The 26,190-nt window shown below is 68.3% G+C and carries 24 protein-coding genes; 9 read left to right on the top strand and 15 right to left on the bottom strand.

What is annotated here, in order from left to right:
• Positions 1–316: 316 nt before the first annotated feature.
• The 3 genes from MW290_RS14375 (at position 317) to MW290_RS14365 (ending at position 1,200) form a co-directional block, all read left to right on the top strand.
• Positions 317–502, top strand: coding sequence for a hypothetical protein (locus tag MW290_RS14375; RefSeq protein ID WP_250198410.1), 186 nt, complete (start codon positions 317–319; stop codon positions 500–502).
• Between the two features lie 111 nt (positions 503–613).
• Positions 614–850 (top strand): hypothetical protein, encoded by a 237-nt coding sequence (locus MW290_RS14370; RefSeq protein ID WP_250198409.1) that lies wholly within the window; start codon positions 614–616, stop codon positions 848–850.
• Between the two features lie 68 nt (positions 851–918).
• The gene (locus tag MW290_RS14365) at positions 919–1,200 is read left to right on the top strand and encodes a hypothetical protein (protein ID WP_250198408.1); all 282 of its coding nucleotides are present in this window, start codon (positions 919–921) and stop codon (positions 1,198–1,200) included.
• Between the two features lie 24 nt (positions 1,201–1,224).
• On the opposite strand, the gene MW290_RS14360 is transcribed toward MW290_RS14365, so the two are convergent.
• Together MW290_RS14360 and MW290_RS14355 are read right to left on the bottom strand one after the other, a co-directional pair.
• On the bottom strand, positions 1,225–2,022 hold the full coding sequence (locus MW290_RS14360) for an ABC transporter permease (RefSeq protein ID WP_250198407.1): 798 nt from the start codon (positions 2,020–2,022) through the stop codon (positions 1,225–1,227).
• Positions 2,019–2,786 (bottom strand): ABC transporter ATP-binding protein, encoded by a 768-nt coding sequence (locus MW290_RS14355; RefSeq protein ID WP_250198406.1) that lies wholly within the window; start codon positions 2,784–2,786, stop codon positions 2,019–2,021. The genes MW290_RS14360 and MW290_RS14355 overlap by 4 nt, the downstream gene beginning before the upstream one ends.
• A 132-nt stretch (positions 2,787–2,918) precedes the next feature.
• On the opposite strand from MW290_RS14355, the gene MW290_RS14350 reads away from it, so the two are divergent.
• Positions 2,919–3,977: a M12 family metallopeptidase gene (locus tag MW290_RS14350; RefSeq protein ID WP_250198405.1), complete on the top strand. Its 1,059-nt coding sequence runs from the start codon at positions 2,919–2,921 to the stop codon at positions 3,975–3,977.
• Between the two features lie 87 nt (positions 3,978–4,064).
• Here MW290_RS14350 and MW290_RS14345 read toward each other — a convergent pair whose 3' ends face one another.
• The 3 genes from MW290_RS14345 to MW290_RS14335 all read right to left on the bottom strand — a co-directional run bounded on the left by MW290_RS14345 (position 4,065) and on the right by MW290_RS14335 (position 7,387).
• Positions 4,065–5,759: a phospholipase D-like domain-containing protein gene (locus tag MW290_RS14345; protein WP_250198404.1), complete on the bottom strand. Its 1,695-nt coding sequence runs from the start codon at positions 5,757–5,759 to the stop codon at positions 4,065–4,067.
• A gap of 94 nt (positions 5,760–5,853) precedes the next feature.
• Positions 5,854–6,735: a pirin family protein gene (locus MW290_RS14340; RefSeq protein WP_250198403.1), complete on the bottom strand. Its 882-nt coding sequence runs from the start codon at positions 6,733–6,735 to the stop codon at positions 5,854–5,856.
• Between the two features lie 34 nt (positions 6,736–6,769).
• Positions 6,770–7,387, bottom strand: coding sequence for an FMN-dependent NADH-azoreductase (locus tag MW290_RS14335; protein WP_250198402.1), 618 nt, complete (start codon positions 7,385–7,387; stop codon positions 6,770–6,772).
• 96 nt (positions 7,388–7,483) lie between these two features.
• On the opposite strand from MW290_RS14335, the gene MW290_RS14330 reads away from it, so the two are divergent.
• The 3 genes from MW290_RS14330 to egtD all read left to right on the top strand — a co-directional run bounded on the left by MW290_RS14330 (position 7,484) and on the right by egtD (position 10,891).
• Positions 7,484–8,503, top strand: a complete 1,020-nt coding sequence (locus tag MW290_RS14330) for a LysR family transcriptional regulator (protein ID WP_250198401.1) — start codon at positions 7,484–7,486, stop codon at positions 8,501–8,503.
• 67 nt (positions 8,504–8,570) lie between these two features.
• Positions 8,571–9,866: an ergothioneine biosynthesis protein EgtB gene (gene egtB / locus MW290_RS14325; protein ID WP_250198400.1), complete on the top strand. Its 1,296-nt coding sequence runs from the start codon at positions 8,571–8,573 to the stop codon at positions 9,864–9,866.
• A 119-nt stretch (positions 9,867–9,985) separates the two neighbouring features.
• On the top strand, positions 9,986–10,891 hold the full coding sequence (egtD, locus tag MW290_RS14320; RefSeq protein WP_250200155.1) for an L-histidine N(alpha)-methyltransferase: 906 nt from the start codon (positions 9,986–9,988) through the stop codon (positions 10,889–10,891).
• Positions 10,892–10,916: 25 nt separating this feature from the next.
• On the opposite strand, the gene MW290_RS14315 is transcribed toward egtD, so the two are convergent.
• Both MW290_RS14315 and MW290_RS14310 read right to left on the bottom strand, forming a co-directional pair.
• Positions 10,917–13,250: a cytochrome P450/oxidoreductase gene (locus MW290_RS14315; protein ID WP_250198399.1), complete on the bottom strand. Its 2,334-nt coding sequence runs from the start codon at positions 13,248–13,250 to the stop codon at positions 10,917–10,919.
• Positions 13,251–13,339: 89 nt separating this feature from the next.
• The gene (locus MW290_RS14310; RefSeq protein WP_375142985.1) at positions 13,340–14,302 is read right to left on the bottom strand and encodes a Bug family tripartite tricarboxylate transporter substrate binding protein; all 963 of its coding nucleotides are present in this window, start codon (positions 14,300–14,302) and stop codon (positions 13,340–13,342) included.
• Positions 14,303–14,441: 139 nt separating this feature from the next.
• Here MW290_RS14310 and MW290_RS14305 point away from each other — a divergent pair, with 139 nt between their 5' ends.
• Together MW290_RS14305 and MW290_RS14300 are read left to right on the top strand one after the other, a co-directional pair.
• Entirely contained in the window at positions 14,442–15,308 is an 867-nt protein-coding gene (locus MW290_RS14305) for an IclR family transcriptional regulator (protein WP_250198398.1), read from the top strand.
• Positions 15,305–16,318: a tripartite tricarboxylate transporter substrate binding protein gene (locus tag MW290_RS14300; protein WP_250198397.1), complete on the top strand. Its 1,014-nt coding sequence runs from the start codon at positions 15,305–15,307 to the stop codon at positions 16,316–16,318. The genes MW290_RS14305 and MW290_RS14300 overlap by 4 nt, the downstream gene beginning before the upstream one ends.
• Positions 16,319–16,337: 19 nt before the next feature.
• On the opposite strand, the gene MW290_RS14295 is transcribed toward MW290_RS14300, so the two are convergent.
• The 8 genes from MW290_RS14295 to dnaA all read right to left on the bottom strand — a co-directional run bounded on the left by MW290_RS14295 (position 16,338) and on the right by dnaA (position 26,094).
• Positions 16,338–16,820, bottom strand: coding sequence for a hypothetical protein (locus MW290_RS14295; RefSeq protein ID WP_250198396.1), 483 nt, complete (start codon positions 16,818–16,820; stop codon positions 16,338–16,340).
• Between the two features lie 155 nt (positions 16,821–16,975).
• Positions 16,976–17,356, bottom strand: coding sequence for a 6-carboxytetrahydropterin synthase (locus MW290_RS14290; protein WP_250198395.1), 381 nt, complete (start codon positions 17,354–17,356; stop codon positions 16,976–16,978).
• Entirely contained in the window at positions 17,356–17,988 is a 633-nt protein-coding gene (gene queE, locus MW290_RS14285) for a 7-carboxy-7-deazaguanine synthase (protein WP_250198394.1), read from the bottom strand. Before queE ends, MW290_RS14290 begins: the two co-directional genes overlap by 1 nt.
• A gap of 23 nt (positions 17,989–18,011) precedes the next feature.
• Positions 18,012–19,823: a DEAD/DEAH box helicase gene (locus MW290_RS14280; RefSeq protein ID WP_250198393.1), complete on the bottom strand. Its 1,812-nt coding sequence runs from the start codon at positions 19,821–19,823 to the stop codon at positions 18,012–18,014.
• A gap of 50 nt (positions 19,824–19,873) precedes the next feature.
• Entirely contained in the window at positions 19,874–20,065 is a 192-nt protein-coding gene (locus tag MW290_RS14275) for a hypothetical protein (protein WP_250198392.1), read from the bottom strand.
• A 589-nt stretch (positions 20,066–20,654) separates the two neighbouring features.
• Positions 20,655–23,141 (bottom strand): DNA topoisomerase (ATP-hydrolyzing) subunit B, encoded by a 2,487-nt coding sequence (gene gyrB, locus MW290_RS14270; protein WP_250198391.1) that lies wholly within the window; start codon positions 23,139–23,141, stop codon positions 20,655–20,657.
• Between the two features lie 97 nt (positions 23,142–23,238).
• On the bottom strand, positions 23,239–24,417 hold the full coding sequence (gene dnaN, locus MW290_RS14265) for a DNA polymerase III subunit beta (protein WP_250198390.1): 1,179 nt from the start codon (positions 24,415–24,417) through the stop codon (positions 23,239–23,241).
• 225 nt (positions 24,418–24,642) lie between these two features.
• A complete protein-coding gene (gene dnaA / locus MW290_RS14260; protein ID WP_250198389.1) occupies positions 24,643–26,094 on the bottom strand; it encodes a chromosomal replication initiator protein DnaA in 1,452 nt (483 codons plus the stop codon).
• Between the last annotated feature and the right edge of the window lie 96 nt (positions 26,095–26,190).

Raw genomic sequence — 26,190 nt, 5'->3', positions numbered from 1 at the left:
AGCGGGCCCTGGTGTTACACACCTGCAAAGCCGTTTGACCTGGGCGGTGCGGCAATGCAACAATTTCGGCTTCTCAACAACGGAGTCCGTGCTTGGACAGTGCCTCTAGTCATGCGATGCGAGCCGGGATGGCCGCAACCCCGCTGACGCGCTGAACGCCGACTCCGTCGGCGCGCACGCGCCGACCGCACCCTGGGCCTGAACGGCCCCACCGCCTTCCCTGCTCGCATCGCTTCATCGCTGTGGCGGTGCGCTCGCGCGCACCTGCTGCAGCCGGCCATGCCCTTCACGAACCGTCCTGCCTCAGGAGGTGTTCATGCGAGACCTGTTTTCCCCCGTCAAGCCGCCGGTGGCTGTACCGCCGTTGTCGCGCGAAGAGCGCGTGCAGGAACTGTTGCGCCTCGAGCAGCGCACGCCCTGGACCACCCGGCGCGTGCGCAGCGCGCTGCTGCCGCCACCGGCCGCGGTGGCGCGCACGCCACTGTCAACGACGCCCACGTGATGCGCCCGACCGGCCGCTCGTCTTGTATAAACGAGGGCCGCGGCGGCTGTGGACAACACTGTGGGCAACCACTGCACAAGCAGCGGACAACTGGCATCCAGGAGCCACCCCATGCTGGATTTTCAAACCGAGATTCAGGCGTACAAGGAAGCGCTGCCTGATCTATTGAACGAGCACGACGGGCAGTTTGTCGTGATCCATGGATCCAAGGTGGACGCCACGACGTTCGACACCTACGAGCAAGCGCTGGAATGGGCGTACACCCAGTACGCCGGTGACCGCTTTTTCGTCAAGCAAGTAGAAGTGCAGGCACACGCCACGCATTTCATGCGTGGCTTCGCCGAGTGAGGGGGTTCACTGCACCGATCCATCGATCCGGTGCAGTCATCCCCGACACCGGCGCCAGCTGCGCCTGGGTGGACGAGATGCACATGCGCTCGCTGGGGCTGCAACCGCGCAGCTGGGCTGAGGTGCATACCGTCACGGGCGGCGGCATCGCCACCGAGTTTCCAGCATACGAGGTCGGTATCACGCTGGGCGGACAGGCCAGTCCCAACACCAGGCGCTTTCAGCTGCTGATCGGTGGACAGCCTTTCATCAATCAACCGTTCGACGGGCTGATCGGCCGAGACATCCTCAATGTCTGCAGGATCGGCTGGAACGGACCCGCCCGTGAGATCCGGATCGACTACGAGTGAACGTGCCGCCTTGCGAGCGGCGCGCTAATCCCCACCCCGCTCGCTGTCGTGCCAGCGGCCCAGCAGCCAGTGCGACAGCAGCAGCATCAGCCCATAGAGCGCTATGCCGGTGAGCGACACCAGCACCAGCGCGGCGAACATCTTGGGCATCTCGGTGCGGAAGCTGGCTTCCAGGATGCGTGAGGCCAGGCCCGTCTCGCGGCCGGCCGCGCCGGCGGTGAATTCGGCCACCACCGCGCCGATGAGCGACAGGCCGGCCGCCACCCGCAGCCCGGCCATGAAGTAGGGCAGGGCCGAAGGCACCAGCAGATGTACCAGCGTCTGCCAGCGGGTGGCGCGGTACAGCCGGAAGAGGTCGCGCAGCCGCGCGTCGGCGCTGCGCAGGCCCACCACGGTGTTGGCCAGGATGGGGAAGAAGGCGACGATCCACGCGCACAGCAACAGCGCCGCAGTAGTGCTGTCGATGAAGATCAGGATCAGCGGCGCGATGGCCACGATGGGCGTGACCTGCAGCACCACCGCGAACGGGAACAGGCTCAGCTCCACCCAGCGCGACACCGCGAACAGCCCGCCCAGCAGCACGCCGCCCACGATGGCCAGGCCCAGCGCGCCGAAGGTGATTTTGACCGTGTACCACCAGCTGCCCATCAGCGAGCCGAAGTTGGCCCACAGCGTCTTGGCCACCAGCAGCGGGCCGGGCAGCAGGTACTGCGGCAGCGCATAGATGCGCACCACCGCTTCCCAGCCCACCAGCGCGGCCACCGCCACCACGGCGGGCACCACCCAGCGCAGCCAGGGGGCTTCTTGGCGCGCGCGGCTCACAGCGCCGCCTCGCTGGCCTGCTCCATCGCCTGCGACACGGCCGTGCAGCAGCGGATGAACTCGGCACTGCTGCGGAAGGCCGGCGTGCGCGGGTAGGGTGCATCCACCGTCAGCTCCGCGGCCACACGGCCCGGGCGCGCGGCCATCACCACGATGCGCTGGCTGAGGAACACCGCCTCGTACACGCTGTGGGTGACGAAAAGGGCGGTGAAGGCATCGCGCTGCCACAGCGCCAGCAGGTCCTGGTTGAGCTTGAAGCGGGTGATCTCGTCGAGCGCGGCGAAAGGCTCGTCCAGCAGCAGCAGCGAGGGGCGGGTGACCAGCGCACGCGCGATGGAGGCGCGCATCTTCATGCCGCCCGACAGCTCGCGCGGCAGGGCGCGCGCGAAATCGGCCAGGCCCACGGCCGCCAGTGCCGCCTGCACCGCTGCATCGGCCTCGGCCCGCGGCGCGCCGCGCAGGCGCAGCGGCAGGCGCACGTTGTCCTGCACGCTGGCCCAGGGCATCAGCGTGGGCTCCTGGAACACGTAGCCGACGTCATCGGGCGGGCGCTGCACCTGGCCACTGCTGGGCTCGTCCAGCCCCGAGAGCAGGCGCAGCACGGTGCTCTTGCCGCAGCCCGAAGGCCCCAGCAGGCTGACGAACTCGCCGCGGCCGGCCCGCAGGCTCACGTCGGACAGCGCGGTGACGCCATTGGCAAAGCGGCGGCTGACCCGTCGCAGCGCCAGGAAGGGAGGAGACTCGGACAGGGGCGTGGCATGCATGGGCGCCGATGATGCCGCAGGCCATATCCCTAAGCCGGCATCCCCAGCTTGTCGGGCGCAGCATGGTCATGGCGCGCCGCCGGGCTTATGGTGAGTGCATACGTCCGTCTCGCACCTTGCCAGGAGCCTGCCATGACCACTGCCACCCCCGAAGACCGGCCCTTCCGCCCGGCGGCCAAGTGCTGCTACGACCGCATCCTGCCGCGCAACCTGATGCGGCCGATGCCGCTGGCCGCGCCCCGGCCCGGCGGCCGCGCCCGTGCCATCGCAATACGCGGCACCACCTGGGTCAACGGCAGCACGCTGAAGGTGCGCTTCATCGGCGGCACCGCCAACCAGCGTGCCATCGCGCGTGAGCAGGCGGGCTGGTGGGAGGCGGTGGCCAACCTGCATTTCGAGTTCGGCAATGCGCCCAATGCCGACATCCGCATCAGCTTCGATGCCAACGACGGCGCCTGGTCGATGATTGGCACCGACGCGCGCAGCGTGCCGTTGAACCAGGCCACGATGAACCTGGGCTTTCTGGACGGCGGCACCGCGGCGCATGAGTTCGGCCACGCCATCGGCCTGGGGCACGAGCATTCCAACCCCGAGGGTGGCATCCGCTGGAACGAGCCGGTGGTGATCGCCGCGCTGGCCGGCCCGCCCAACTTCTGGGACGAGGCCACCGTGCGGCACAACGTGTTCCGCAAGTATTCGGTCGACCAGATCAACGGCACCGAGTTCGATCCCGAGTCCATCATGCTCTATGCCTTTCCGGCGGAGTGGACGCTGAACAACGTGGCCACCCGGTCGAACGACGTGCTGTCGCGGCTGGACAAGGAGTTTGTGGCCGGCGCCAAGATGTACCCGCGCGGCAGCCCGGGCGTGAACCGCACGACACCGCTGGTGGTGGGCGCGGCGCGCCTGCAGCAAAGCATCGGCCACCCGGGCGAGGAGGACGTGTTCCTGCTGCAGGCCGACACCGAGGCGGTGTACGAGATCGACACCCGCGGCGCCACCGACGTGTACATGAAGCTGTTCGGCCCCGACAGCCCGACCGCGCTGATCGCCGAGGACGACGACAGCGGCTATGGCCAGAACGCGCGCATCAGCAAGGCGCTGCTGCCCGGGCAGTACTGGGTGCAGGTGCGGCACTACGACCGCAGCAACGGCACCGGGCGCTACACCATCGGCGTCAAGAAGCGTTGAAGTCGACCCCCAAGCTCGCTGCGCTCGCGCCCCCCCGAGGGGGAGCGTTCAGCCTTGGGGCGGCCCGGCGGCTGAACCCGCTCGTTGCTAGAGCATCTCTTCCGGCGCCAGCGGGCCCAGCAGCTTCAGGCCCAGGCGCTTGAGCAGCGAGGTGTCGGGCTCGTGCGTCACGCGCAGCGGCTGGCCCTGGTCGTCGGTGTGGGTCCACAGCAGGCCGCCATCCTGCAGCGACAGGCGCCAGGCGGCGCGCTGGGTGATCTCGGTCAGCAACTGATCCACTTGCGCGGCGAAGCGGGTGCTGCGCGTGACCAGACCCATCTCGGTGTTGAGGTTGGCCGAGCGTGGATCGAAGTTCATCGAGCCCACCACCACCGTGCCAGCGTCCACCAGCATGGCCTTGGCATGCAGGTTGGTGCGCGAATGCACGCCGCCGAAGCGGGGCGGCTTCGGGCCGCCGGGCTCGGCCCGCAGTTCATACAGCTCCACCCCCAGCCGCAGCAGCTCTTCGCGATAGCGGCTGTAGCCCAGGTGCACCGCCGGCGCGTCGGTGCCGGCCAGCGACGCGGTGAGGATGCGCACCCGCACACCCCGCTGGCGCAGCTCGCGGATCAACCCCATGCCGGGCTCGCCGGGCACGAAGTAAGGCGTGACCAGGAAGACCTGCTGCCGTGCAGAGCGCATCAGCCCGGCGAAGTCGTCGAACATGATCTCGTCGGGTGACGGGTTGCCACCGCCGCTGGTCTTGGAGGGGCGGTCGGCCCACAGCCGCGCCGGCATCCACTGCAGGTGCAGCGGCCCGGCACGCAGCGCATCGGCCTGGGCCTTCAGGCGGGCCAGCGTGCTGTCGTCCAGGCCAGAGGGCGCATCCATCGGCGCCGAGGCCACCGGCGGCAGGTTGGGCGCGCTGGCCGGCTCACCGGGCGGCACCTCGGGCAGGGCCTGCGACGCGCTGCCGGCGGGCGGGCGCTGCGGCGGCACGGCCCGGGTGGGGGCGGTGACCGGGGCGGCCTCGGCGCTGGCCGGTCGCGCGGGTGCGCTGCCCGCCTGCGGCGCGATGATCGCGTCGGCCGGGTAGGCCAGATCGCTGGCCCAATAGCGGTCGAAGGTGGCCGACAGCTGCTGCACGACCGGCCCCGCCACCAGCAGATCCAGGTCCACGAAGTTGGCCTTGGCGCCCTGCAGGAAGTAGGCGTCGCCCAGGTTGCGCCCGCCGGTCACGGCCAGCGCGTTGTCCGCCACCAGCTGCTTGTTGTGCATGCGGTTGTTGATGCGCGCCACGTCGTGCAGCGAAGCGATCACCCGTGTGAGCAGCGAAAAGCGGCCGCCCGGCAGCGGGTTGTACAGCCGCACCTCCAGGCGCGGGTGGCGCGTCAGCCGCAGCAGCGCATCGTCGGTGCCGCTGGTGTTGAAGTCGTCGATCAGCAGCCGCACTCGCACGCCGCGGTCGGCCGCGGCCAGCACCCGTTGCAGCAGCAGCCGTGTGCTGGCCTCGTTGAGCACCGCGTAGTACTGCAGGTCCAGCGTGTGCTCGGCGCCGTCCACCAGCGCCAGCAGCGTGGACAGCGCCTCTTCGCCGCCGGCCAGCAGCCGCACGCCCGACTGCGCCGCGCTTGCGTTGCCGCGTTCGGCCGCCACCTTGCGCGCAAACGCGCTGGGCGTACCGCCCGGCAGCGCACGGCTTTCGGTGCGCTGCGGCAGCGGCGGCAGGGCCGCGCAGGCCTGGAGAAAGCACACGCCCGAGAGCGTGGCGGCGTACAGCAGACGACGCAGGAAGGAGCCCATGCGGGCATCCTCCCTCCACATGCTGTTACCGGTTGTCGGACAACGCCTCAACCCGGTGCGGGTAGGCGCCCGGCTGACAGCCGCAGCAAACAGGTCAGGTGAAGCGGCCGGCGCGGAAGTCTTCGACGGCCTGGAAGATCTCGTCGTTGCTGTTCATCACGAACGGACCGTACTGCGCGATGGGCTCGTTCAGCGGCCGGCCGGCGATCAGCAGCGCCCGGGTGGGCTCGTCGCCCGCCTGCAGCACGATACCGTCGCTGCCCGGCGTGTTCGCCAGGATGGCCATGCGCTGCACCGGCACCTGGCATTCACCCACGCGCAGGCCGCCGCGGTACACGTACACGAAGGCGTTGTGCCCCTCGGGCAGCACCTGCTCGAAGCGGGCGCCCGGCTGCAAGTGCAGGTCCAGGTACAGCGGCTGGCTACCCTCGCGCTGCACCGCGCCGGCCACGCCGTGCGTCTCGCCGGCGATCACGCGAGCCTTCACGCCTTCGGCCACGACTTCCGGGATCTCGGCGCTGGGGATGTCGCGATACCAGGGGTCGCGCATCTTGTCCTTGGCGGGCAGGTTCAGCCACAGCTGGAAGCCTTCCATGCGGCCGTCCTGCTGCTCGGGCAGCTCGCTGTGCACCACGCCGCGGCCGGCGGTCATCCACTGCACGCCGCCATCGTCCAGCAGGCCTTCGTGGCCGGCGCTGTCGCGGTGGCGCATGCGGCCCGCGATCATGTAGGTGATGGTCTCGAAGCCGCGGTGCGGGTGGTCGGGAAAGCCGGCGATGTAGTCGTCCGGGTTGTCGGTGCCGAAGGCGTCCAGCATCAGGTACGGGTCCAGCCGCCGCTGCAGCGGCTGGGTGAGCACCCGGGTGAGCTTGACGCCCGCACCGTCGCTGGTGGCCATGCCGGCGACCAGCCGCTCCACCGTGCGCGGACGCGCCACGGTGGCGGTGTCGGTGACAACAGGGGTGGCGGTGGTCATGTCATGGCTCCTTGCGGTGGCGTTGGAAAAAAGCTCAGGCCGCGACGGCGCTGCCGGCGGGCAGGAGCGCGGCGATCTGCTCGCGGGCGCTGGCCAGGGCGGCGGCTTCGGCGTCCGGGCCCATGGCCAGGCCTTCGGCGTAGACGAAGCTCACGTCGGTGATGCCCAGGAAGCCCAGCACGTTGCGCAGGTACGGCACCTGGGTGTCATGCGGCTGGTCGCGGTACAGGCCGCCGCGCGTCAGCACCGCGATCACCTTCTTGTTCTTCAACAGGCCTTCGGGGCCATTGGCGGTGTAGCGGAAGGTGACCTGGGCGCGGGCGATGGCATCGATCCAGTTCTTCAGCTGCGACGAGACGCCGAAGTTGTACATCGGCACGCCCAGCACCACCAGGTCGGCGGCCTGGATCTCGGCGATCAGCGCGTTGTCCTGGGCCACGCGGGCGGCCTGCTCGGGGGTGCGCTGGTCGGCGGGGGTGAACAGCGCGCCCAGCGCGGCTTCGTCCAGCGCAGGGTGCGGCTGGGTGGTGAGGTCGCGGCGCACGACGGTGGCGCCGGTGTGGGCGGCGGCCAGGCCTTGCACCAGCTCATCGGCCAGCTTGGTGGAGTGGCCGTTCTGGCGGGCGCTGGAATTGACTTGCAGGATGTTCATGCTGTGGCTCCGTGACAAGGGGTTGGTGTGTCCGTGCAGTCAATGTATTGGCGCAACTGTCACATCACTAGCCATCGTTCTGGATAACATCGTTCCATGAGCGCAACAATCGAAGCTGCCGACAGCCTGACGCCCAGCCTGCATGCCGACGACCTGCTGCTGTTTGCGCGGGTGATCGAGGGCGGCAGCTTCAGCCGTGCGGCCGAGCGCCTGCGGCTGCCCAAGTCGACCGTGTCGCGCCGCATTGCCGCGCTGGAGCGCCGGCTGGGCGAGCGGCTGCTGCAGCGCACCACCCGCAAGCTGGTGATCACCGAATTCGGCCAGGGCGTGCTGGACCATGCCCGCGCCATCGCCGAGGAGGTGGACGGCACGCTGGCGCTGGCGCTGCACCGCCAGGCCATGCCCAGCGGCACCCTGCGCGTCTCGGCGCCGGCCGACTTCGCCAACATGGTGATGGCCGAGATGCTGGGCGAGTTCGTTCAGAGATACCGCGAGGTGACGCTGCAGCTGGACCTGACGCCGCGCCGGGTGGACCTGATCGCCGAGAACTTCGACCTCGCCATCCGCATGGGGCTGGCGCCCGACGACAGCCAGCTGGCAGCGCGGCAGCTGGCCGTCTTCAGCACCGGGCTGTATGCCGCCCCCAGCTACCTGGCCGCCCATGGCGAGCCGCAGACGCCCGAAGTGCTGGACGCGCTGGATGCGCTGATGATCCTGTCGCGATCGGGCGACCCCATGCCCTGGCAGCTCAGCCGCACGCTGGCCGACGGCAGCGAGCAGCACTGGGCGGGCACGCCGCCGCGCCGCACCGTGGCCAACCTGCCCGACCTGCTGATGCGCCTGGCCTGCGCTGGCGCCGGTATCGTGGCGGTGGGCGATTTCATGGCCGAAGACGCGGTGCGCCGCGGCGCCCTGGTGCGGGTGCTGCCCGAATGGCGGCTGCCCAGCGCCACCGCCTGGGCGGTGTTTCCCGGTCGGCGGCTGATGCCGGCCAAGACACGCGTGTTCATCGATGCACTGGCGGCCCGCCTGCGCAGCTGCGACGATGCCGGGATATTCGCGCCACCCCCACCCCCACCACCTGCCAGCGCGCCGCGCACCTCCGCCCCGCCTTGACGGGCACGGGCCTTGCCCCAGCCGCTGCTCACAGCGCACAGCGCCACATCACACCGAGAGATAGCCGTTGCCTGCCGATTCGCCCGAGACCCCGCCGACCGCCGCCGCACCCAGCGCCGCCGAACTGGCACGCCGCTACGCCGCAGTGCGCCGCCACTCGCTGGCGCTGGCCGAGCCGCTGTCGGCCGAAGACCAGTGCGTGCAATCCATGCCGGATGCCAGCCCCACCAAATGGCACCTGGCACACACCACCTGGTTCTTCGAGACGCTGGTGCTGCAGGCCGGTGATGCGGCCTACCAGGCCCATGACCCGCGCTTCGCGTTCCTGTTCAATTCGTACTACGAGTCCTTGGGCCCGCGGCACCCACGGCCGCAGCGCGGGCTGCTGACGCGACCCAGCCAGGCCGAGGTGCTGCGCTACCGAGCCGCGGTGGACGAGGCCGTGCTGGCGTTTTTGCCGCGCGCGCAGCCGGCGCAGCTGCAGGCGCTGGAGCTGGGCCTGCACCATGAACAGCAGCACCAGGAACTCATCCTCACCGACCTGAAGCACCTGCTGTCGCAGAACCCGCTGCAGCCGGCCTACCTGCCCGCACCGGCCGCCAGCGCCAGCCCGGCCGCCGCGCCCGCACGCTGGCTGCGCTTCGAAGGCGGCATCGCCGAGGTGGGCCACGATCCGCGCGAAGGCTTCTCTTTCGACAACGAGACACCGCGCCACCAGGTGCTGCTGCGCCCTTTTGAGCTGGCGCAGCGGCCAGTGAGCTGTGGCGAGTTCCTGGCCTTCGTGCGGGCGGGCGGCTACCGCGACCCGCAGTGGTGGCTGTCGGAAGGCTGGGCCGCAGTGCAGGCCGGCGGCTGGCAGGCACCGTGGGGCTGGAGCGGCTGCGAAGGTGACGCGCCCCAGCTGTTCACGCTGTTCGGCACCCGGCCGCTGCAGTGGCAGGAGCCGGTGTGCCACCTGAGCCTGTACGAAGCCGCCGCCTATGCCGCCTGGGCCGATGCGCGGCTGCCGACCGAATTCGAGTGGGAAACCGCGATGCGCCGCAGCGGCGCGGTCTTGCGCCGGGCCGACGAGACGCTGCATCCCCACCCGCGCGCCGCCGTGCCCGACGACAGTGCCGTGCCGCAGGGCCTGCACGAGGTGTGGGAGTGGACCCGTTCCTCCTACGACCCTTACCCCGGCTTCGTGCCGCTGGGCGGGCCGGCGGCCGAATACAACGGCAAGTTCATGGTGGGCCAGGTGGTGCTGCGCGGTGCCAGCTGCGCCACGCCGCCCGGCCATGCCCGGCTGAGCTACCGCAACTTTTTTCCGCCAGCCGCGCGCTGGCAATTCAGCGGGTTGCGCCTGGCCCGCGACGTACGCTGAAGGAGCAACCGACGATGGCCTACCCCGAACTGCCGCTGCGCAGCCCCCCGATCGCGGCCGCGCTGCGTGCCGCCTCCGTGCCCGACGGTGAATCGCCCCACCGCGAGTTTGCGCGGGCGATGCGCCAGGCGCTGGCCGAGCAGCCGCACTGCATCTCGCCCAAGTTCTTCTACGACGCGGCCGGCTCGGCGCTGTTCGACCGCATCTGCGAGCTGCCCGAGTACTACCCCACCCGCACCGAGCTGGCGCTGCTGGACCGCCATGCCGAAGAGATGGCCACGTTGATCGGGCCCGAGGCCGACCTGATCGAGTTCGGCGCCGGCTCGGCCACCAAGGTGAGGCTGCTGCTGGCCGCGATGCAGCGGCCGCGCCGCTTCGTGCCCATCGACATCTCGGCCGAGCACCTGCAGGGCGCCGCCGCCGCGCTGCGGCGCGACCATCCGGGGCTGGACGTGCATCCGCTGGCGGCCGACTTCACCAAGCCGATCCAGCTGCCGCCGATGGCGGATGGCAGCCGGCCGCAGCGCGTGGGCTTTTTCCCGGGATCGTCGATCGGCAACTTCTCGCCCGACGAGGCGGTGGGCTTTTTGCGCCAGGCGGCCGAGCTGCTGCGCGGCGGCGGCCTGCTCATCGGCACCGACCTGGTGAAGGACCCGGCGCTGCTGCATGCGGCCTACAACGACGCTGCCGGTGTGACCGCCGCCTTCAACCTGAACCTGCTGACCCGCGCCAACCGCGAGCTGGGCACCGACTTCGACACCCGCCAGTTCGCACACTACGCGTTCTACGAGCCACGGCTGCAGCGCATCGAGATGCACCTGGTGAGCCGCCGTACGCAGACCGTGCGGCTGGGCAGCGAGCGCTTCCAGGTGATGGAAGGGCAGACGCTGCACACCGAGAACTCGCAGAAGTTCACCGTGGAAGGCTTCCGCCGCATGGCGCGGCAGGCCGGCTTCACACCGGGCACGGTGTGGACCGACCCGAAGCAGCACTTCGCGGTGCACTGGCTGGCGGCGCCGCTGTAGTCGCGGTTTTAGGCGCCGCAGGCCTTCACAAAGCCAGCGTCAGGCGATCACCGCAGGCCCGCGAGCAGCAGGCCATCATGCGGTCGTTGGCTTCACGCTCGGTGCGGGTGAGCACCACGTCGCGGTGGTCCACCTGGCCGGCCAGCACCCGCACTTCGCAGGAGCCGCACAGGCCTTCTTCGCAATCGCTTTGCACGTCGACGTTGGCCGCGCGCAGGGCTTGCAGCAGGGTCTGGTCGGGGCGCACCGGGATCACCAGGCCGGAGTCCTTCAACTCCACCTCGAAGGCGCGTTCTTTGGCAGGGTCCAGCGTGCCCAGCGTGCTGCTGAAGTGCTCCACCCGCAGCGTGTCAGCGGGCCAGGTTTCACAGGCCTGTTCCAGCGCCTGCAGCAGGCGCTCGGGGCCGCAGGCAACCACCTGCACGCCGGCGCTCGGCGTGGCCAGCAAGGCGGCCACATCCAGCCGCCGGCCTTCTTCGCTCACGTACAGCTGCAGATGCTCACCATGCAGCGCCTGCAACTCGTTCACATAGGCCATGCTGGCGCGGAGGCGGCCGCAGTAGTGCAGCGTGTAGCGCAGGCCCAGCTGCCGGGCACGGCGGGCCATCGCGCTGATGGGCGTGATGCCGATGCCGCCGGCCACGAACACCAGCTCGGCCGCCGATTCGTCCATGCGGAAGTGGCTGCGGGGGCCGCGCACCTGCAGCTTGTCGCCCACCTTCAGCTGGCCGTGCACCCAGGCCGATCCGCCGCGGCTGTGGGGCTCACGCAGCACCGCGATCTGCCACTGCGTGGCATCGGCCGGGTCGCCGCACAAGGAGTACTGGCGCGACAGGCCCGTGTCGCCGCAGACCACGTCGATGTGCGCACCCGGTGCCCAGCGCGGCAGCGCACGGCCATCGGCCGCGGTCAGCGTGAGCTGCACTATGCCCTCGGCCACCGGCTGCAGCGCCTGCACCACCAACGGCCGTGAGATGGCATGGGCCGAAGGCTCGCCGATGCGCAGCGGCGTTTGCGCCTCGCGCAGCGTCGGGTCGCGGCGCTCGGGGTTCTGCGCCGGGTCCCATTCCACCCACACATGTTCCGGCCCGCGGAACGAGGTGTTGGGCACGTAGCTGAAGCGCTGCTCCGCCAACCGCATGTGCGGCAGCCGGCGGGTGAAGGCTTCGAGGAACACCTGCATCTCCATGCGCGCCAGGTTCTTGCCCATGCACTGGTGCGCGCCGTAACCGAAGGTGAGGTGGTCGCTGGCGTTCTCGCGGCGGATGTCGAACAGGTCGGCATCGCCGAAGTGGCGCTCGTCGTGGTTGGCCGACGAGGTGACGATGAGCAGCTTGCTCCCCGCGGGCAGCCGCACGCCTTCCACCACCGCTTCCTGCGTGACCAAGCGCCGCCAGGCAGCCACCGAGCCGTTGTGGCGCAGGCACTCTTCCACCGCGTTGGGGATGAGGCCGGGGTCTTCGCACAGCGCCTGCCAAGCCTCGGGGTGCTGCAGCAGCAGCTTCATCGCGTTGGCGGTGGCATTGGCCGTGGTCTCGTGCGCGGCCACGATGCCGGCCATCATCATCGAGTGCAGGTACGAGTCGGTCACCACCTCGGGGTGCAGCTTCTGCTGGCGCAGGCCGTACTGCATCCAGCCCGGGGCGTCGGGGTTCTGGCGCATCTTGTCCAGCACCTGGCCGGCCAGCTGCCAGAAGTTGCCCACGGCATGGGCCACGGCCACCTGTTCCTCGGGCCTGGGCCGGCCCCAGGTGTTCACCGTGTGGGCGATGGAGTAGCGCCGCAGCGTGTCCATGTCCTCTTCGGGCACACCCAGGAAATGCAGCGCCACGGTCAGCGGCACCTCCCACAGCATCTGGTCCACCAGGTCGGCGCGGCCACTGTCGATGAAGCGGTCGATGTACATGCGCGTGAGCTCGCGCACCACGGGCTCGTGGTGCTTCAGCGCCTCGGGCGTGAAAGGCTCCATCAGCACGCGGCGGCGCGGCATGTGGGCCGGCTCGTCCTCGTTGACCAGCGTGCGGTTCATTGCATAGCCGTAGCTGGCCAGCACCGCATTGGCCTCGGGGCCGGTGGGCGTGATCTTCTCCAGCGCGATGGACGGGCTGAAGGTGAGGTTGTCGCGGAAGATGGCCTTGATGGCCTCGTAGCGCGTGACCACCCAGTAGCCCAGCTGCGGGCTGTAGAAGATGGGTTCCTGCTCGCGCGCCCAGCGCAGGTACTCGGGCGGGTCCTGCTGGTAGCCGTCGCCGAAGGGGTCGAAGGCGGCGGCCCCGGCACTCACCGGGCAGCCGTTGGGCGCCACCGAAGAAACAGCGGCGGCGCCGTGGGCCACCGGGCAGCTGCCAGGCTGGTTCATGAGGTGTTCCTTCAGTCCCGCCCGGCCGCCCGAAGGGACTGAAGCGCCCCCTCGGGGGGCAGCGAGCGGCAGCGAGCTTGGGGGCGCCATCAGTCCAGGGTGATCTTGAGATCGCGGATCAGCTTGTGCCAGCGGGTGGTTTCCTTGGCCAGCAGGTCGGCGTATTGCGCGGACGTATTGCCCACCGGCTCGACGCCGAACTCCACCATGCGCTTGTTCACCGCCGGGTCGTTGATGGCGGCCACCAGCTGCTTGTTGAGGGCGGCGATGGTGTCGGGCGGCGTGCTGCCCGCCACCACCACGCCCACCAGCGCGGCGGCTTCCAGGTTCTTCATGCCCAGCTCGGCGAAGGTGGGCACTTCGGGCAGCTGCGGCAGGCGGGTGGCATTGGCCACCGCCAGTGCCTTGACCTTGCCCGATTTGATGAAGGCCGCGCCCGCGGCCAGGTCCACCATCATCGCGGGCACCTGGCCGCCGGCCACTTCGGCCAGCGCAGGGGCGGCGCCGCGGTAGGGCACGTGCACCATGAACAGCCCCGCCTCGCTCTTGAGCAGCTCCATCGCCAGGTGGTGCGGGCTGCCCGCGCCGGCCGAGGCGTAGTTGATGCCGCCCGGTTTGGCCTTGGCCTGGGCGATGAAGTCCTTGGCATTGCTGGCGGTGCTGGAAGGGCCCACCACCAGGATCATCGGGAAGCGGCCCATCAGCGTGACCGGCGCCAGGTCCTTCACGTTGTAGGTCAGGCTCTTGTACAGCGCCGGGTTGAACACCATGGTGCCGTTGTCGGCCGACAGCACGGTGTAGCCGTCGGCCGCGGAACGTGCCGTCTCCGAAGCAGCGATGGCGGTGTTGCCGCCCGGCTTGTTTTCCACGATGACCTGCTGGCCCGTCTTGGCCGACAGCGACTGCGCCACGGTGCGCGCCAGGAAGTCGGACCCGCCGCCGGCGGCATAAGGCACGAGCCAGCGGATGGGCTTGCTGGGGTAGGCGGCCGCCTGCGCAAAAGCGCTGGATGCGGTGCCCAAGATGCCGGCCAGGGCCAGGCCGGTGGCCATGCCCATCAGCAGGCGGCGCTGCGCGCCACGGGTCCGGGAAGTGTTCAAGCCAGTCTCCTCGGCGCTGTGGCCGTCATCATGCATAGCGTAAGTTTGATACGCATTGCGTAATGCCGGCAGCGGGCATACCCTCGGCCCCATGAGCACGACCGACCTGCCCGAACCCCCGCCCGCCCCCCGTGGCCGTGAACGCCGCCAGCGCGTGCAGGCCGCTGAAACCGGCTTGGCGGTGCTCAAGGGCCTGGGCCGGCTGGGTGGCCGCGCCAGCCTCAGCATGCTGGCCGCTCATGTGGGCGAAAGCCCGGCCAAGGTGCACCGCTACCTGGCCAGCCTGGTGGAAGAGGGCTTTGTCACCCAGGCCGCGGGCTCGCAGCAGTACCTGCTGGGCGCGGAGTCCATCGCACTGGGGCTGGCGGCCATGCGCCAGGCCGAGCCCATCCGCGCGGCCGAGGCTTCGCTGGGCCGGCTGCGCGAGGCCTTGTCGCTCACCTGCTTCGTGGCGGTGATGGGCAACAAGGGCGCCACCATCGTGCGCTTCGAGGAGCCGTGGCTGCCCATTTCCGTCAATGCGCGGGTGGGCTCGGTGCTGCCGCTGCTGTGGTCGGCCACCGGCCGGGTGCTGCTGGCCTGGCAGCGTGACGATGCCCGCCTGCGTGCGATGGCCGAGCAGGAGCTGGCCGAGGCCCCCACCGAGCTTCGCGCCCAGCTGGATGCGGCCGACCCCATCGGCCGGCTGGCCGAGAGCGTGCTGGCCGCCGGCTGCGCCGTGGTGAAGGACACCAACCTGCGCGGCATCAGCGCGGTGAGCGCGCCGGTGTTCGACCATGCCGGCCGCGTGTGCGCGGCACTCACGGTGCTGGGGCCGACGGGCGGTTTCGATGCCTCGGTGCGCGGCACGGCCGCCAAGGCGTTGCGCGAAGAGGCGCGGGCCGTCAGCGCGGCCATGGGGTTCGCGTCCACTGGCCTCAACCGCGCCGGCGGGATGCCGACAACCCCCACACCATGAAGTCTTTCCATCACCCCCTCTCGTCGTCCGGCCTGGACCGTCGTCAATGGCTCAAGTCGGCCGCCGCAGGTTGCGCCGCGGCCGGGTTGCCGATGGCGTTGCAGGCCCAGGTGGCCTACCCCCGTGGTCCCGTCACCCTGCTGGTGCCGTTTCCGCCGGGCGGCCTGCTCGATTCTGTGGCCCGCATCGTGGCACCCAGCCTGGGCCAGTCGCTGGGTCAGCCGCTGGTGGTGGAGAACAAGCCCGGTAGCGGCGGCAACATCGGCGCCGCGGCCGTGGCCAAGGCGGCGGCCGATGGCCAGACTCTGCTGCTCGCATCGCCCGCGCTGACCATCAGCCCCGCCATCTACGACAAGCTGGCCTACGCCCCGGACGACCTCGTGCCGGTGGCCTCGCTGGGCAGCCTGCCCAACGTGCTGCTGGTGCCGGCCTCGTCGCCGGCCCGCACGGTCAAGGACCTGCTGGACCAGCTCAAGGCCAAGCCCGGCGCCTACAGCTACGCGAGCAACGGCAACGGCACATCGCTGCACCTGTCGATGGAACTGCTGAAGTTCAAGACCAAGACCTTTGCGCTGCATGTGCCCTACCGCGGCAGCGGCCCGGCCATGACGGCGCTGATCAGCGGCGATGTGCAGCTGATGTTCGACAACCTGCCGCCCGCGCTGGCCCACATCCAGTCGGGCCGGGTGCGTGCGCTGGCCGTCACGTCGGCACGGCGCTCTTCGGTACTGCCCGACGTGCCCACCCTGCAGGAAGCCGGTGTGCCCGACTTCGACGTGACCGCCTGGTTCGGCCTGATGGCACCCAAGGGCACGCCCACAGCCACGCTGCGGCGCCTGGAAGCTGACAGCGCCAAGGCCATCGCCCAGGCCGATGTGGCTGAAGCCTTGCGCAAGCAGGGCATCGAGCCGCAGTTCCAGGACGCGTCGGCCTTCGGCCAACGGCTGGCGCGTGAGCGCAAGCAGTGGCAGTCGGTGGTGGACTACGCCAAGATCAAGATGGACAGCTGAAGAGACGAATCTCCGAAGCTCAACGCATCAGCGGAAAGCGCCGTTCGTCCACGTCGCAGGCCGGGTCGGGGCCGAAGCTGGTGTCTTCCACCACACCGGCGGGCGTGATGCCCACGTGGAACAGCTGGCAGAAGGGCGTGTCGTAGCGGTAGCTCCACACCGTCTGGTCGTGGTAGCGCACGCCCCACACCCGCGCCGGGCGGCCCAGGGTCTGGCGCAGCTGGTCCACCGTCATGCCGGCCTGCACCCGGGCAAAGCTGGTTTCGGTCAGCACCTGCTGGCTGCCGATGAGCCGGCCCTGCGCATCGAAGTCCAGCATGTAGGTGTGCTTGCCGTACGGCCCGCGGGCGTACTCCAGCCGGCGGCCACCGCCGGCCTGCGGAAACTCCCCGGTGGGCTGGCCCATCTGCTGAACCGCCGTCTGGATCGAGTCGCCCGGCTTGAGCGCGCTGGGCGCGTACCCCGTGGCGCAGGCCGCAGCCAGCACGACGGCAGGCAGCATGGCCGCCCATCGCCACCAGGGCGAACGGCGATGCGGAACGGCAGGGGCCGGGCGGGGGAACATGCAACTTCTCCTGTGCTTGGCAATTGGAGACGGTGCGGCAACGAACGTTCCCGCCCCAGCTGTCGCCCACCTGTCGGCAGCGGGTCGGCCGCCTACCAGCGCATCACGCAGCGGTCGCCACTGGCCTGGCGCTGCACCGTCACCGCGCACAGGCCGGGCACCGCCGGCGCCAGCTCGCGGCGCAGGTAGGCGCACAGGTTTTCCAGCGTGGCGGGGCCCAGGCCGGGCACGTCGTCCAGGAAGTGATGGTCCAGTTGCGCCCGCACGCGGGCGATCTCGGCGCGCAGCAGCCCCAGGTCCATCACCATGCCGGTGGTGGCATCGGGCACACCGGCCACCGTGACCTCGGCTTCGTAGGTGTGGCCATGGATGCGGCGGCTACCTTCGGCCTCCACCTGGCGGCGCAAGGTGTGGGCGGCCTCGAAGTAAAAGCGCTGCGAAAGCTCGCAGCGCGCGGCGGGAGCGCTCGTCATCAACGGATGTCCAGGATCTTGTGGGTCTGCAGCGAGAGCCGCCAGCGCGGGTCGGCCTGGCAATGGGCGATGGCGGCCTGCGTGTGTGCCTGGCGGTGCGGTCCGTCCATCGGCTGCAGCAGCAGGTGCTCGAAGCCGGGTGCGTCGACCTGGTCAGGCATCAACGTCGGCTGCGGGTACACCAGCTTGAGTTCATGGCCGGTGCGCTGCACCCACTCGGCCCCCGCCTTGGGGCTGACGCAGATCCAGTCGATGCCGGCCGGCGCCGGCAAGCTGCCGTTGGTTTCCACGGCGATCTCGAAGCCCTGGGCATGCAGCGCGTCGATCAGCGCCGCGTCCACCTGCAGCAGCGGCTCACCGCCGGTCAGCACCACGTAGCGGTGCCCATGCCCGGCCGGCCACTGCGCGGCGATCAGCGCCGCCAACGCATCGGCCTGCGCGAACTTGCCGCCCAGCGTGCCATCGGTACCCACGAAGTCGGTATCGCAGAACCGGCACACCGCCGAAGCCCGGTCCTGCTCACGCCCCGTCCACAGGTTGCAGCCCGCGAACCGGCAGAACACCGCCGGGCGGCCCGCCCGCAGGCCTTCGCCCTGGAGGGTGTAGAAGATTTCTTTGACGGAATAGGACATGGGGGGATTGTCCCAGGGTGGCACTACACCCCCAGGCGTTGCCCGAATGCGCCTTCGCCGCTCACCGTCACCATCAGGCGCGTCGTGGCACGCGTGGCGGCCACGTAAAACAGCCGCGCTTCTTCCTGCTCTTCTTCACCGGCCACCGGCATCTGGCCGACGCCGTGCAGCGCCACGACCGGAAACTCCAGGCCTTTGCTGACCCTCATCGTCATGAGCCTGATGGCGTCGGCGGATGGCTTGTAGTCGCCCGACCGCTTGCGCACCTGATGCGGCAGCCGTTTGGCCTTCAAGGCGGCGGCGCACAGGTCCAGACCTTCAAAATCACGGCACAAGACCGCCATATCCCCCCAGGCATGACCCTCCTGATGGGCGTTTTCCAGCAGCTCGGCGATCTTGAAGGCCTCCTCACGCAGGCCGGGCAAACGGACCACCAACGGTGGCTCACCATCACGGCCATAGCTGATCGGGCGCACCAGCGGAATGCCGTCGTCGTCCTTGTCTTCAGCGGTCAACAGATCGGCAGCGATGAGATGGGCCGTTTGCAGGATCTGCTGCGTGTTGCGGTAGTTGATCTTCAGGATGGTGGTGCGGCCCTGCGCCTGGATACCCACGCTTTTGAAGCTGAACTGCCGGCTGTGGCGACGTTCGTAAATGCTTTGCGCATCGTCATACAGCAGCAGCAGGCTGTTGGTGTGGGGGTCCACCATCTGTGTCAGCAACTTCAGCCACTCCGGGCGAAAGTCATGGCCCTCGTCGATCAACACCGCCTGGTATTGGCCTGAAGGAATCTGCCGTCGGTCGACCGCACGGATCACGTTGTCCACCATCGCGTCGAACATGTGGCGGCCCTGCGGCGGCACGGGCTGACCGAAGGTCACCAATTGCTGGCGGCACCATTTGTGGAAGTTCCGGGCATGCACCTTGTCGGCCAGCCCCTTGGCTTCGAACGTGGCATCGAGGTGATTGGCCAGCGGCTCGTTGAAGCACAACACCAGGATGGGCTTGGCGTTATCGCCGCTGGCCTTGGCCAGGTATTCGGCGCGGTAGCCGAGGATCATCGTCTTGCCGGACCCCGCCACCCCATGGATCACCCGATGGCCATCACCCAGACTGCGGGCCAGTTGCTCCTGCTGGATGTCCATGACCCGCATGACACTGGGCAGTTCGTCGCTCGCATCGGCACCCTCAAACAACGATTCCTGCGTGGGCAAACGCACCTGGGGAAACATGATCCAACGCACCCGGTCCAGCTGCGGCAGGCTCATGACTCCGCCGAAGGCATGCGCGAACATGTGCCACAGCCGCTGCTGAAACTCGGCGGCTTCCGCTGACTCCGGCATTTCGTCGGAACAGATCACCGAGTGCGGCGCGATGGCTTCATCCAGCCCGGCTGATTCGAATTGCTTGCGCGTGATGCGTGTCAGCACCACACCGTAACCCCAAGGAAAAGCCAGCTTGCCTTGGTGCGGCCCACTGGCCTGCACCAACTGCGGGTCGCGCTCCAAGGCATTGACCACCTGGATGGCGCAATGCCGGGCCTGCGCCAGCGGATTGATGACCACCTTCAGCCGGCCATCGGGGATGATTTCCCAGGCCTGCCGGCTGGCGCTGCGGATGGTCTCCAGCTTCCAGTCCTTGGTTTCCAGCACCAGGATGCCGCGACGCGGGTGCAGCACCACGAAGTCGGGGTGCGACTGCTTGGGGCCTACCGGCACGTCGTACCAGACCAGGTAGTCCTCATCCAGCTTCTGCTCCAGCCTTTCGGCCAGACGGCGTTCGCCGGAGGTCATGCGTGAGACGCAACTGCCAAGAGCGGGAATCAGGGTGGCCATCAAGGGATCATAGGCGTCCCCACCCTCTGATGGATCGCGCAAAAAGGCGCTCAATCCTGCTTCAGCAGATCAATGGAGGCTGGGTTGAGAAAGATCTTCTCTCGGCCAATCTTGTGCTCTAGCAAGATGCCGATCGTCGCCAATTCCTTCAAGTACACGCTGGCCGTCTGACGCTTGGCCAACCCTGCTTCCACCACATGCGCAATCCGGCAGTACGGACGCACAAACACCAGCTCGGCCAACTATCGGCAATAGATGGCAGGTGCCTCGCACCGCACCCGTTCTGTGGTTTCCTCGAGCAGACTCCGGATGGCCAGGATCTTGTCCATCGTCCAGCGCGCCGCTTCTGGAGAGCACGGGAATATCGAGTAGCCCTTGCTCAACCAAGTAGAGCAGACTGATGAAACGGCACGTGCGGCCGTTGCCATCGCTGAAGGGGTGAATTGCCTCGTGCATCCACCTCTCCCAATTGGCCAGCTTTTCGCGGAGCAGGGCCTCGCCTTCGGGCGGCGGGTAGATCACATGCCTTGTACGGCCGTTGCGTAGCGTGGTGGTGGGTCGTGTCTTGGGAGCCTGGTATGCCTCGCACAGCGCCGTTCGCTAACGCAGGGCTTCTTTGGTTGCAGGATTGCCGCAGTACATGCCTTGAGCAGCGCGCGAAACTCGATCTCGGTTCGGGCGGGAGCATCGGCAATCGGTTATGGGATTTGACAGGGTCAAGTCCATGTGTCGAATTCCGTCATCATGATCGACATATCCACGCCACCTGTCGATCCGAGGCACTCAGATCGACATGATGCACCTTGGTTGGGTACAGGCTGATCCGCCCGCTCAAACGTCGATATTCGCCGCCCTCAACGCATTGCTCTCGATGAAGTCCCGGCGCGGTTCCACCTCGTCGCCCATCAGCATCGTGAACACGCGGTCGGCTTCGATGGCGTCGTCGATCTGCACGCGCAGCAGGCGGCGCACGGTGGGGTCCATCGTGGTTTCCCAGAGCTGCTCGGGGTTCATCTCGCCCAGGCCCTTGTAGCGCTGGCGGCCCACGGCGCCTTCGGCCTGCTGCATCAGCCAGCGCATCGCGGCGCGGAAGTCGGCGACCTTCAGCTCCTTCTGGCGCTCGCCTTCGCCGCGCTTGACCACGGCTTCGGTGCCCAGCAGGTTGTTGAACACCTCGCCGGCCTTGCTCAGCGCCTCGTAGTCGGCGCCGTGCACGAAGTCGGCGGTGATCACGCTGCTCTTGATGTTGCCGTGGTGCCGGCGGCTGATGCGCAGGTGGTGCTTGTCGGTGCGCTCGTCGTATTCGGCGGCCACCTCGGCATCGTGCAGCGCAGCCTGCAGCGCGGCGGCGCTCTTCTCGGCTTCGGTGGCATCGTCCAGGTTCAGGGCCAGGCCGTCGGCGATGGCGCGCAGCGCATCGGTGTCCATCCAGTTCGACAGGCGGCCGATCACGTTGTCGGCCAGCACCGCGCGGCGGGCGTACTCGGCCAGCGCATCGCCCTCGATGGGCGCATTGCCGTTCTGGGTCTCGATGCGCGCACCTTCTAAGGCCACCTTCAGCAGGTAGTTGTCCAGCTCCAGGCCGTCCTTCAGGTACTGCTCGTGCTTGCCGTGCTTGACCTTGTACAGCGGCGGTTGCGCGATGTAGATGTAGCCGCGCTCCACCAGCTCGGGCATCTGGCGGTAGAAGAAGGTCAGCAGCAGCGTGCGGATGTGGGCGCCGTCCACGTCGGCGTCGGTCATCACGATGATGCGGTGGTAGCGCAGCTTGTCGGCGTTGAAATCTTCGGGCCCGATGCCGGTGCCCAGCGCGGTGATCAGCGTCAGGATCTGCTCGCTGGACAGCAGCTTCTCGTAGCGCGCCTTCTCCACGTTCAGGATCTTGCCGCGCAGCGGCAGGATCGCCTGGAACTTCCGGTCACGGCCTTGCTTGGCCGAGCCACCGGCGGAGTCGCCCTCCACGATGTAGATCTCGCACAGCGCGGGGTCCTTCTCCTGGCAGTCGGCCAGCTTGCCGGGCAGGCCCAGGCCGTCCAGCACACCCTTGCGCCGCGTCATCTCGCGGGCCTTGCGGGCGGCATCGCGGGCACGGGCCGCCTCGACGATCTTGCCGCAGATGATCTTGGCGTCGGTGGGGTTCTCGAGCAGCCAGTCGTTCAGCAGGCGGCCGACGATGTCTTCCACCGGCGCGCGCACTTCGCTGCTGACCAGCTTGTCTTTCGTCTGGCTGCTGAACTTGGGCTCGGGCACCTTGACGCTGACCACGCAGGCCAGGCCTTCGCGCATGTCGTCGCCGCTGATCTCGACCTTGGCCTTCTTGGCCAGCTCGTTGTCCTCGATGTACTTGTTGAGCACACGGGTCATCGCGGCGCGCAGGCCGGTGAGGTGGGTGCCACCGTCACGCTGCGGGATGTTGTTGGTGAAGCACAGCACGCTTTCGCTGTAGCTGTCGTTCCACTGCATCGCCACTTCCACGCCGATGCTGGTGCCCTGGTCGCTCTGCTTGTCACCCATCGCGTGGAACACGTTGGGGTGCAGCACCTTCTTGCCCTGGTTGATGAACTCGACGAAGCCCTTCACGCCGCCCGCGAAGGCGAAGTTGTCTTCCTTCGCGTTGCGCTCATCCACCAGCTTGATCTTCACCCCGTTGTTGAGGAAGCTCAGCTCGCGCAGGCGCTTGGCCAGCACGTCGTAGTGGAAGTCGACGTTGGTGAAGATCTCTTCGTCGGGCAGGAAGTGCACCTCGGTGCCGCGCTTGTCGGTGTCGCCGACGATCTTCATCGGGCTCACCTCGAAGCCGTCGCGCACCTCGATCAGGCGGTCCTGCGGCACGCCCTTTCGGAACTCCATGAAGTGCACATGGCCCTCGCGGCGGATGGTCAGGCGCAGCTGTTTGCTTAGCGCGTTGACGCAGCTCACGCCCACGCCGTGCAGGCCGCCCGAGACCTTGTAGCTGTTCTGGTTGAACTTGCCGCCGGCATGCAGCTCGGTCAGCGCGATCTCGGCCGCGCTGCGCTTGGGCTCATGCTTGTCGTCCATCTTCACGCCGGTGGGAATGCCACGGCCGTTGTCGATGACGCTGATGGAGTTGTCGGAGTGGATGGTGACGATGATGTCGTCGCAGTGCCCCGCCAGCGCTTCGTCGATGGAGTTGTCCACCACCTCGAACACCAGGTGGTGCAGGCCGGTGCCGTCGCTGGTGTCGCCGATGTACATGCCCGGCCGCTTGCGCACGGCTTCCAGCCCTTCCAGGATCTGGATGCTGCCTTCGCCGTAGGCGTCGGGCGTGGGGGTGGGGGAGGTGTTCGGGTCGGTCATGGGGCTCACTTCGCAGGCTGCGGCATGCTGGCCGCGGCCTCATAAGAAACGCTGAAGCGGGCCGCAGCCCGCTTGGTCCTGGACGCTGGTCGTCCGGTCAGATGCGCATCGGCATCACCACGTACTTGAAGCCGGCCTGCTCGGGCACGGTGATCAGCACGCTGGAATTGGTGTCCTGCAGCTCCAGTCGGATCATGTCCTGGCTCATGTTGGCCAGCGCGTCCATCAGGTAGGTGACGTTGAAGCCGATCTCGATGGTGTCGCCACCGTAGTCGATCTCGAGCTCTTCCTTGGCTTCTTCCTGCTCGGCGTTGCTGGAGGCGATGCGCAGGCTACCCGGCTCGATGTTGACGCGCACGCCCTTGAACTTCTCGCTGGTGAGGATGGCGGCCCGCTGCAGGCTGGCCAGCAGCGGTGCACGACCCAGCACGACGGCGTTCTTGTGGTTCTTGGGGATCACGCGGTTGTAGTCGGGGAACTTGCCTTCCACGAGCTTGGTGACGAACTCCATGCCCGAGAAGCTGAACTTGGCCTGGTTGCCGGCAAAACGCATCTCGATCGGCGCATTGTCGCCGCTGGCGGCGGTTTCGCCGTCTTCGGTCTTCTCGGCCTTGTCACCCTTGGCCGGCTTGTCGGCTTTTTCGTCCTTCAGCAGGCGCTGCAGTTCCAGCACGGTCTTGCGCGGAAGGATGACTTCCTGCTTCGGGATCTCGGTCTCGAGCGTGGCCTGCGCCAGCGCCAGGCGGTGGCCGTCGGTGGCCACCAGCGTCAGCGTCTTGCCTTCGGCCACGAACAGGATGCCGTTCAGGTAGTAGCGGATGTCGTGCACCGCCATCGCGAAGTGCACCTGGTTGATCAGGCTCTTGAGCGTCTTCTGCGGCACGCTGAACGCGGGGCCGAACTCGGCCGCTTCATTGACCAGCGGGAAGTCGTGGGCCGGCAGCGTCTGCAGCGTGAAGCGGCTCTTGCCGCCTTGCAGCGTCAGCTTGTTCTGGGTGGCCGACAGCGACACCACCTGGTCCGCCGGCAGTGTGCGCAGGATGTCGATCAGCTTGCGGGCACCCACCGTGGTGGCGAAGTTGGCGGCATCGCCGCCCAGCTCGGCCTGGGTGCGCACCTGGATCTCCAGGTCGCTGGTCGTGAACTCGATCTGGGGGCCGGTCTTGCGCAGCAGCACGTTCGCCAGGATGGGCAAGGTGTGGCGGCGTTCGACGATACCGGCGACGGCCTGCAGGGCAGACAACAATTTTTCCTGCGGAGCTTTCAAGACAATCATGTCTTCCTCTTAACTTGGTAGTTCTAGTAGAGCCGCTGCCGGGCTGTGGAGAACGCGATTTTGGCCTGATCCATCAACGATTTACCGCGAGGGCAAGCCTGTGGGCCGCATGACCCGGATTGTCGAGCCGGACATACAACAACTTCTGGAAAACGCGCCGGCCTGTGGATAGGTGCCCGGTTGCGCAAAAGTTGTCCACAGGCTTGTCACTTGACAGCAGGTTGTTCACCCCTTCAGGGTCTGTTCGAGCACGTGGAGCTGCTGGTTCAGCTCGGTGTTCTTCTGGCGTTCGCCGCCGATCTTGCGCACCGCATGCAGCACCGTGGTGTGGTCACGCCCGCCGAACAGCTCGCCGATCTCGGGCAGGCTCTTCTGGGTCATTTCCTTGGCCAGGTACATGGCGATCTGCCGCGGCCGCGCGATCGAGGCCGGCCGCTTCTTGCTGTACATGTCGGCGATCTTGATCTTGTAGAAGTCGGCCACCGTCTTCTGGATGTTCTCGACCGAGACCTGCCGGTTCTGGATCGACAGCAGGTCCTTCAGCGCCTCGCGCGCCAGCGCGATGTTGATGTCCTTGTGGCTGAAGCGTGAGTACGCCAGCACCTTGCGCAGGGCGCCTTCAAGCTCGCGCACGTTGGCGCGCACGTTCTTGGCGATGAAGAAGGCCACGTCCTCGGGCATGGGCGAGGCTTCGGCCTCGGCCTTCTTGATCAGGATGGCCACCCGCATTTCCAGCTCGGGCGGCTCGATCGCCACCGTCAGGCCGGCGTCGAAGCGGCTGGTCAGCCGCTCGTCGATGTCCACCAGCCCCTTGGGGTAGGTGTCGCTGGTCATGATGATGTGCGAGCGCTTGGCCACCAGCGCCTCGAAGGCGTTGAAGAACTCCTCCTGCGTGCGCTCCTTGCCAGCGAAGAACTGCACGTCGTCGATCAGCAGCAGATCGAGGCTGTGGTACTTGGCCTTCAGCTCGTCGAAGGTCTTGCGCTGGTAGTTTTTCACCACGTCGGAGATGAACTGCTCGGCATGCAGGTACAGCACCCGAGCGTCGGGCCGGTCGCGCAGCAGCGCGTTGCCCACGGCGTGGATCAGGTGCGTCTTGCCCAGGCCCACGCCGCCGTAGATGAACAGCGGGTTGTACATGTGGCCGGGCGCGCCGGCCACGTGCAGCGCGGCGGTGCGCGCCATCTGGTTGGCGCGGCCGGGCACCAGGGTGTCGAAGGTGAGCGCGGTGTTGAGCCGGTGCACCGAAGACGCCGGTGCCGGCGGCCGGCTGATGGCCACTGCCGGTGCGCCGACGCTGGCGGCCGCGCCGGCAGGCACGCCACCCTGGGTCGCCGCGCCGTTGGCGCCGGCGGCCAGGCCGCCCGGGGCCACGCGCGTGGCGGCGCTGTCGGCCGTGGGCCGCACCAGCGCGGCGTCGCGCTGGGCCAGCATCAGTTCCAGCCGCACCGGCTTGCCGGCCAGGTCGGTCAGCACGCCTTCGATGCGGGAGGCGTATTGCGACCGGATCCAGTCGAGCTTGAACCGGTTGGGCACACGCACGGCGGCCACCACGCCATCCTCGCCATCGTCGGAGACGTCAGCGGGCGGCAGGGGCCGGATCCAGGTGTTGAATTGTTGTTCAGGCAGCTCGGCGGCCAACCGCTCGCACCCGCGCTGCCAGAGGTCTGCGCTCATTGTGGAAAACTCTTCTTAGAGCGGGTGCATTCTACCCGTCCCCGCGTCGGGGAAGCGTGGGTTATCCACAGTGGTGGACAAATGCCGGGCGAAGCA

It is taken from the genome of Aquincola tertiaricarbonis (assembly GCF_023573145.1).
GTDB classification, from domain to species: Bacteria; Pseudomonadota; Gammaproteobacteria; order Burkholderiales; family Burkholderiaceae_C; genus Aquincola; species Aquincola tertiaricarbonis_B.
The sequence above is the reverse complement of the archived record's forward strand: the minus strand, read 5'-3'. Positions and strand labels throughout refer to the sequence as shown.

Coding starts and splice junctions, on each gene's coding strand:
- MW290_RS14370 (WP_250198409.1), top strand. CDS start 614: ATGCTGGATTTTCAAACCGAGATTCAGGCGTACAAGGAAGCGCTGCCT.
- queE (WP_250198394.1), bottom strand. CDS start 17,988: ATGTCCTATTCCGTCAAAGAAATCTTCTACACCCTCCAGGGCGAAGGC.
- MW290_RS14315 (WP_250198399.1), bottom strand. CDS start 13,250: ATGAACCAGCCTGGCAGCTGCCCGGTGGCCCACGGCGCCGCCGCTGTT.
- MW290_RS14305 (WP_250198398.1), top strand. CDS start 14,442: ATGAGCACGACCGACCTGCCCGAACCCCCGCCCGCCCCCCGTGGCCGT.
- MW290_RS14345 (WP_250198404.1), bottom strand. CDS start 5,759: ATGGGCTCCTTCCTGCGTCGTCTGCTGTACGCCGCCACGCTCTCGGGC.
- gyrB (WP_250198391.1), bottom strand. CDS start 23,141: ATGACCGACCCGAACACCTCCCCCACCCCCACGCCCGACGCCTACGGC.
- egtD (WP_250200155.1), top strand. CDS start 9,986: ATGCGCCAGGCGCTGGCCGAGCAGCCGCACTGCATCTCGCCCAAGTTC.
- MW290_RS14335 (WP_250198402.1), bottom strand. CDS start 7,387: ATGAACATCCTGCAAGTCAATTCCAGCGCCCGCCAGAACGGCCACTCC.
- MW290_RS14355 (WP_250198406.1), bottom strand. CDS start 2,786: ATGCATGCCACGCCCCTGTCCGAGTCTCCTCCCTTCCTGGCGCTGCGA.
- MW290_RS14310 (WP_375142985.1), bottom strand. CDS start 14,302: ATGGCCACCGGCCTGGCCCTGGCCGGCATCTTGGGCACCGCATCCAGC.
- MW290_RS14300 (WP_250198397.1), top strand. CDS start 15,305: ATGAAGTCTTTCCATCACCCCCTCTCGTCGTCCGGCCTGGACCGTCGT.
- MW290_RS14350 (WP_250198405.1), top strand. CDS start 2,919: ATGACCACTGCCACCCCCGAAGACCGGCCCTTCCGCCCGGCGGCCAAG.
- MW290_RS14340 (WP_250198403.1), bottom strand. CDS start 6,735: ATGACCACCGCCACCCCTGTTGTCACCGACACCGCCACCGTGGCGCGT.
- MW290_RS14295 (WP_250198396.1), bottom strand. CDS start 16,820: ATGCTGCCTGCCGTCGTGCTGGCTGCGGCCTGCGCCACGGGGTACGCG.
- dnaN (WP_250198390.1), bottom strand. CDS start 24,417: ATGATTGTCTTGAAAGCTCCGCAGGAAAAATTGTTGTCTGCCCTGCAG.
- MW290_RS14290 (WP_250198395.1), bottom strand. CDS start 17,356: ATGACGAGCGCTCCCGCCGCGCGCTGCGAGCTTTCGCAGCGCTTTTAC.
- MW290_RS14280 (WP_250198393.1), bottom strand. CDS start 19,823: ATGGCCACCCTGATTCCCGCTCTTGGCAGTTGCGTCTCACGCATGACC.
- dnaA (WP_250198389.1), bottom strand. CDS start 26,094: ATGAGCGCAGACCTCTGGCAGCGCGGGTGCGAGCGGTTGGCCGCCGAG.
- MW290_RS14330 (WP_250198401.1), top strand. CDS start 7,484: ATGAGCGCAACAATCGAAGCTGCCGACAGCCTGACGCCCAGCCTGCAT.
- MW290_RS14375 (WP_250198410.1), top strand. CDS start 317: ATGCGAGACCTGTTTTCCCCCGTCAAGCCGCCGGTGGCTGTACCGCCG.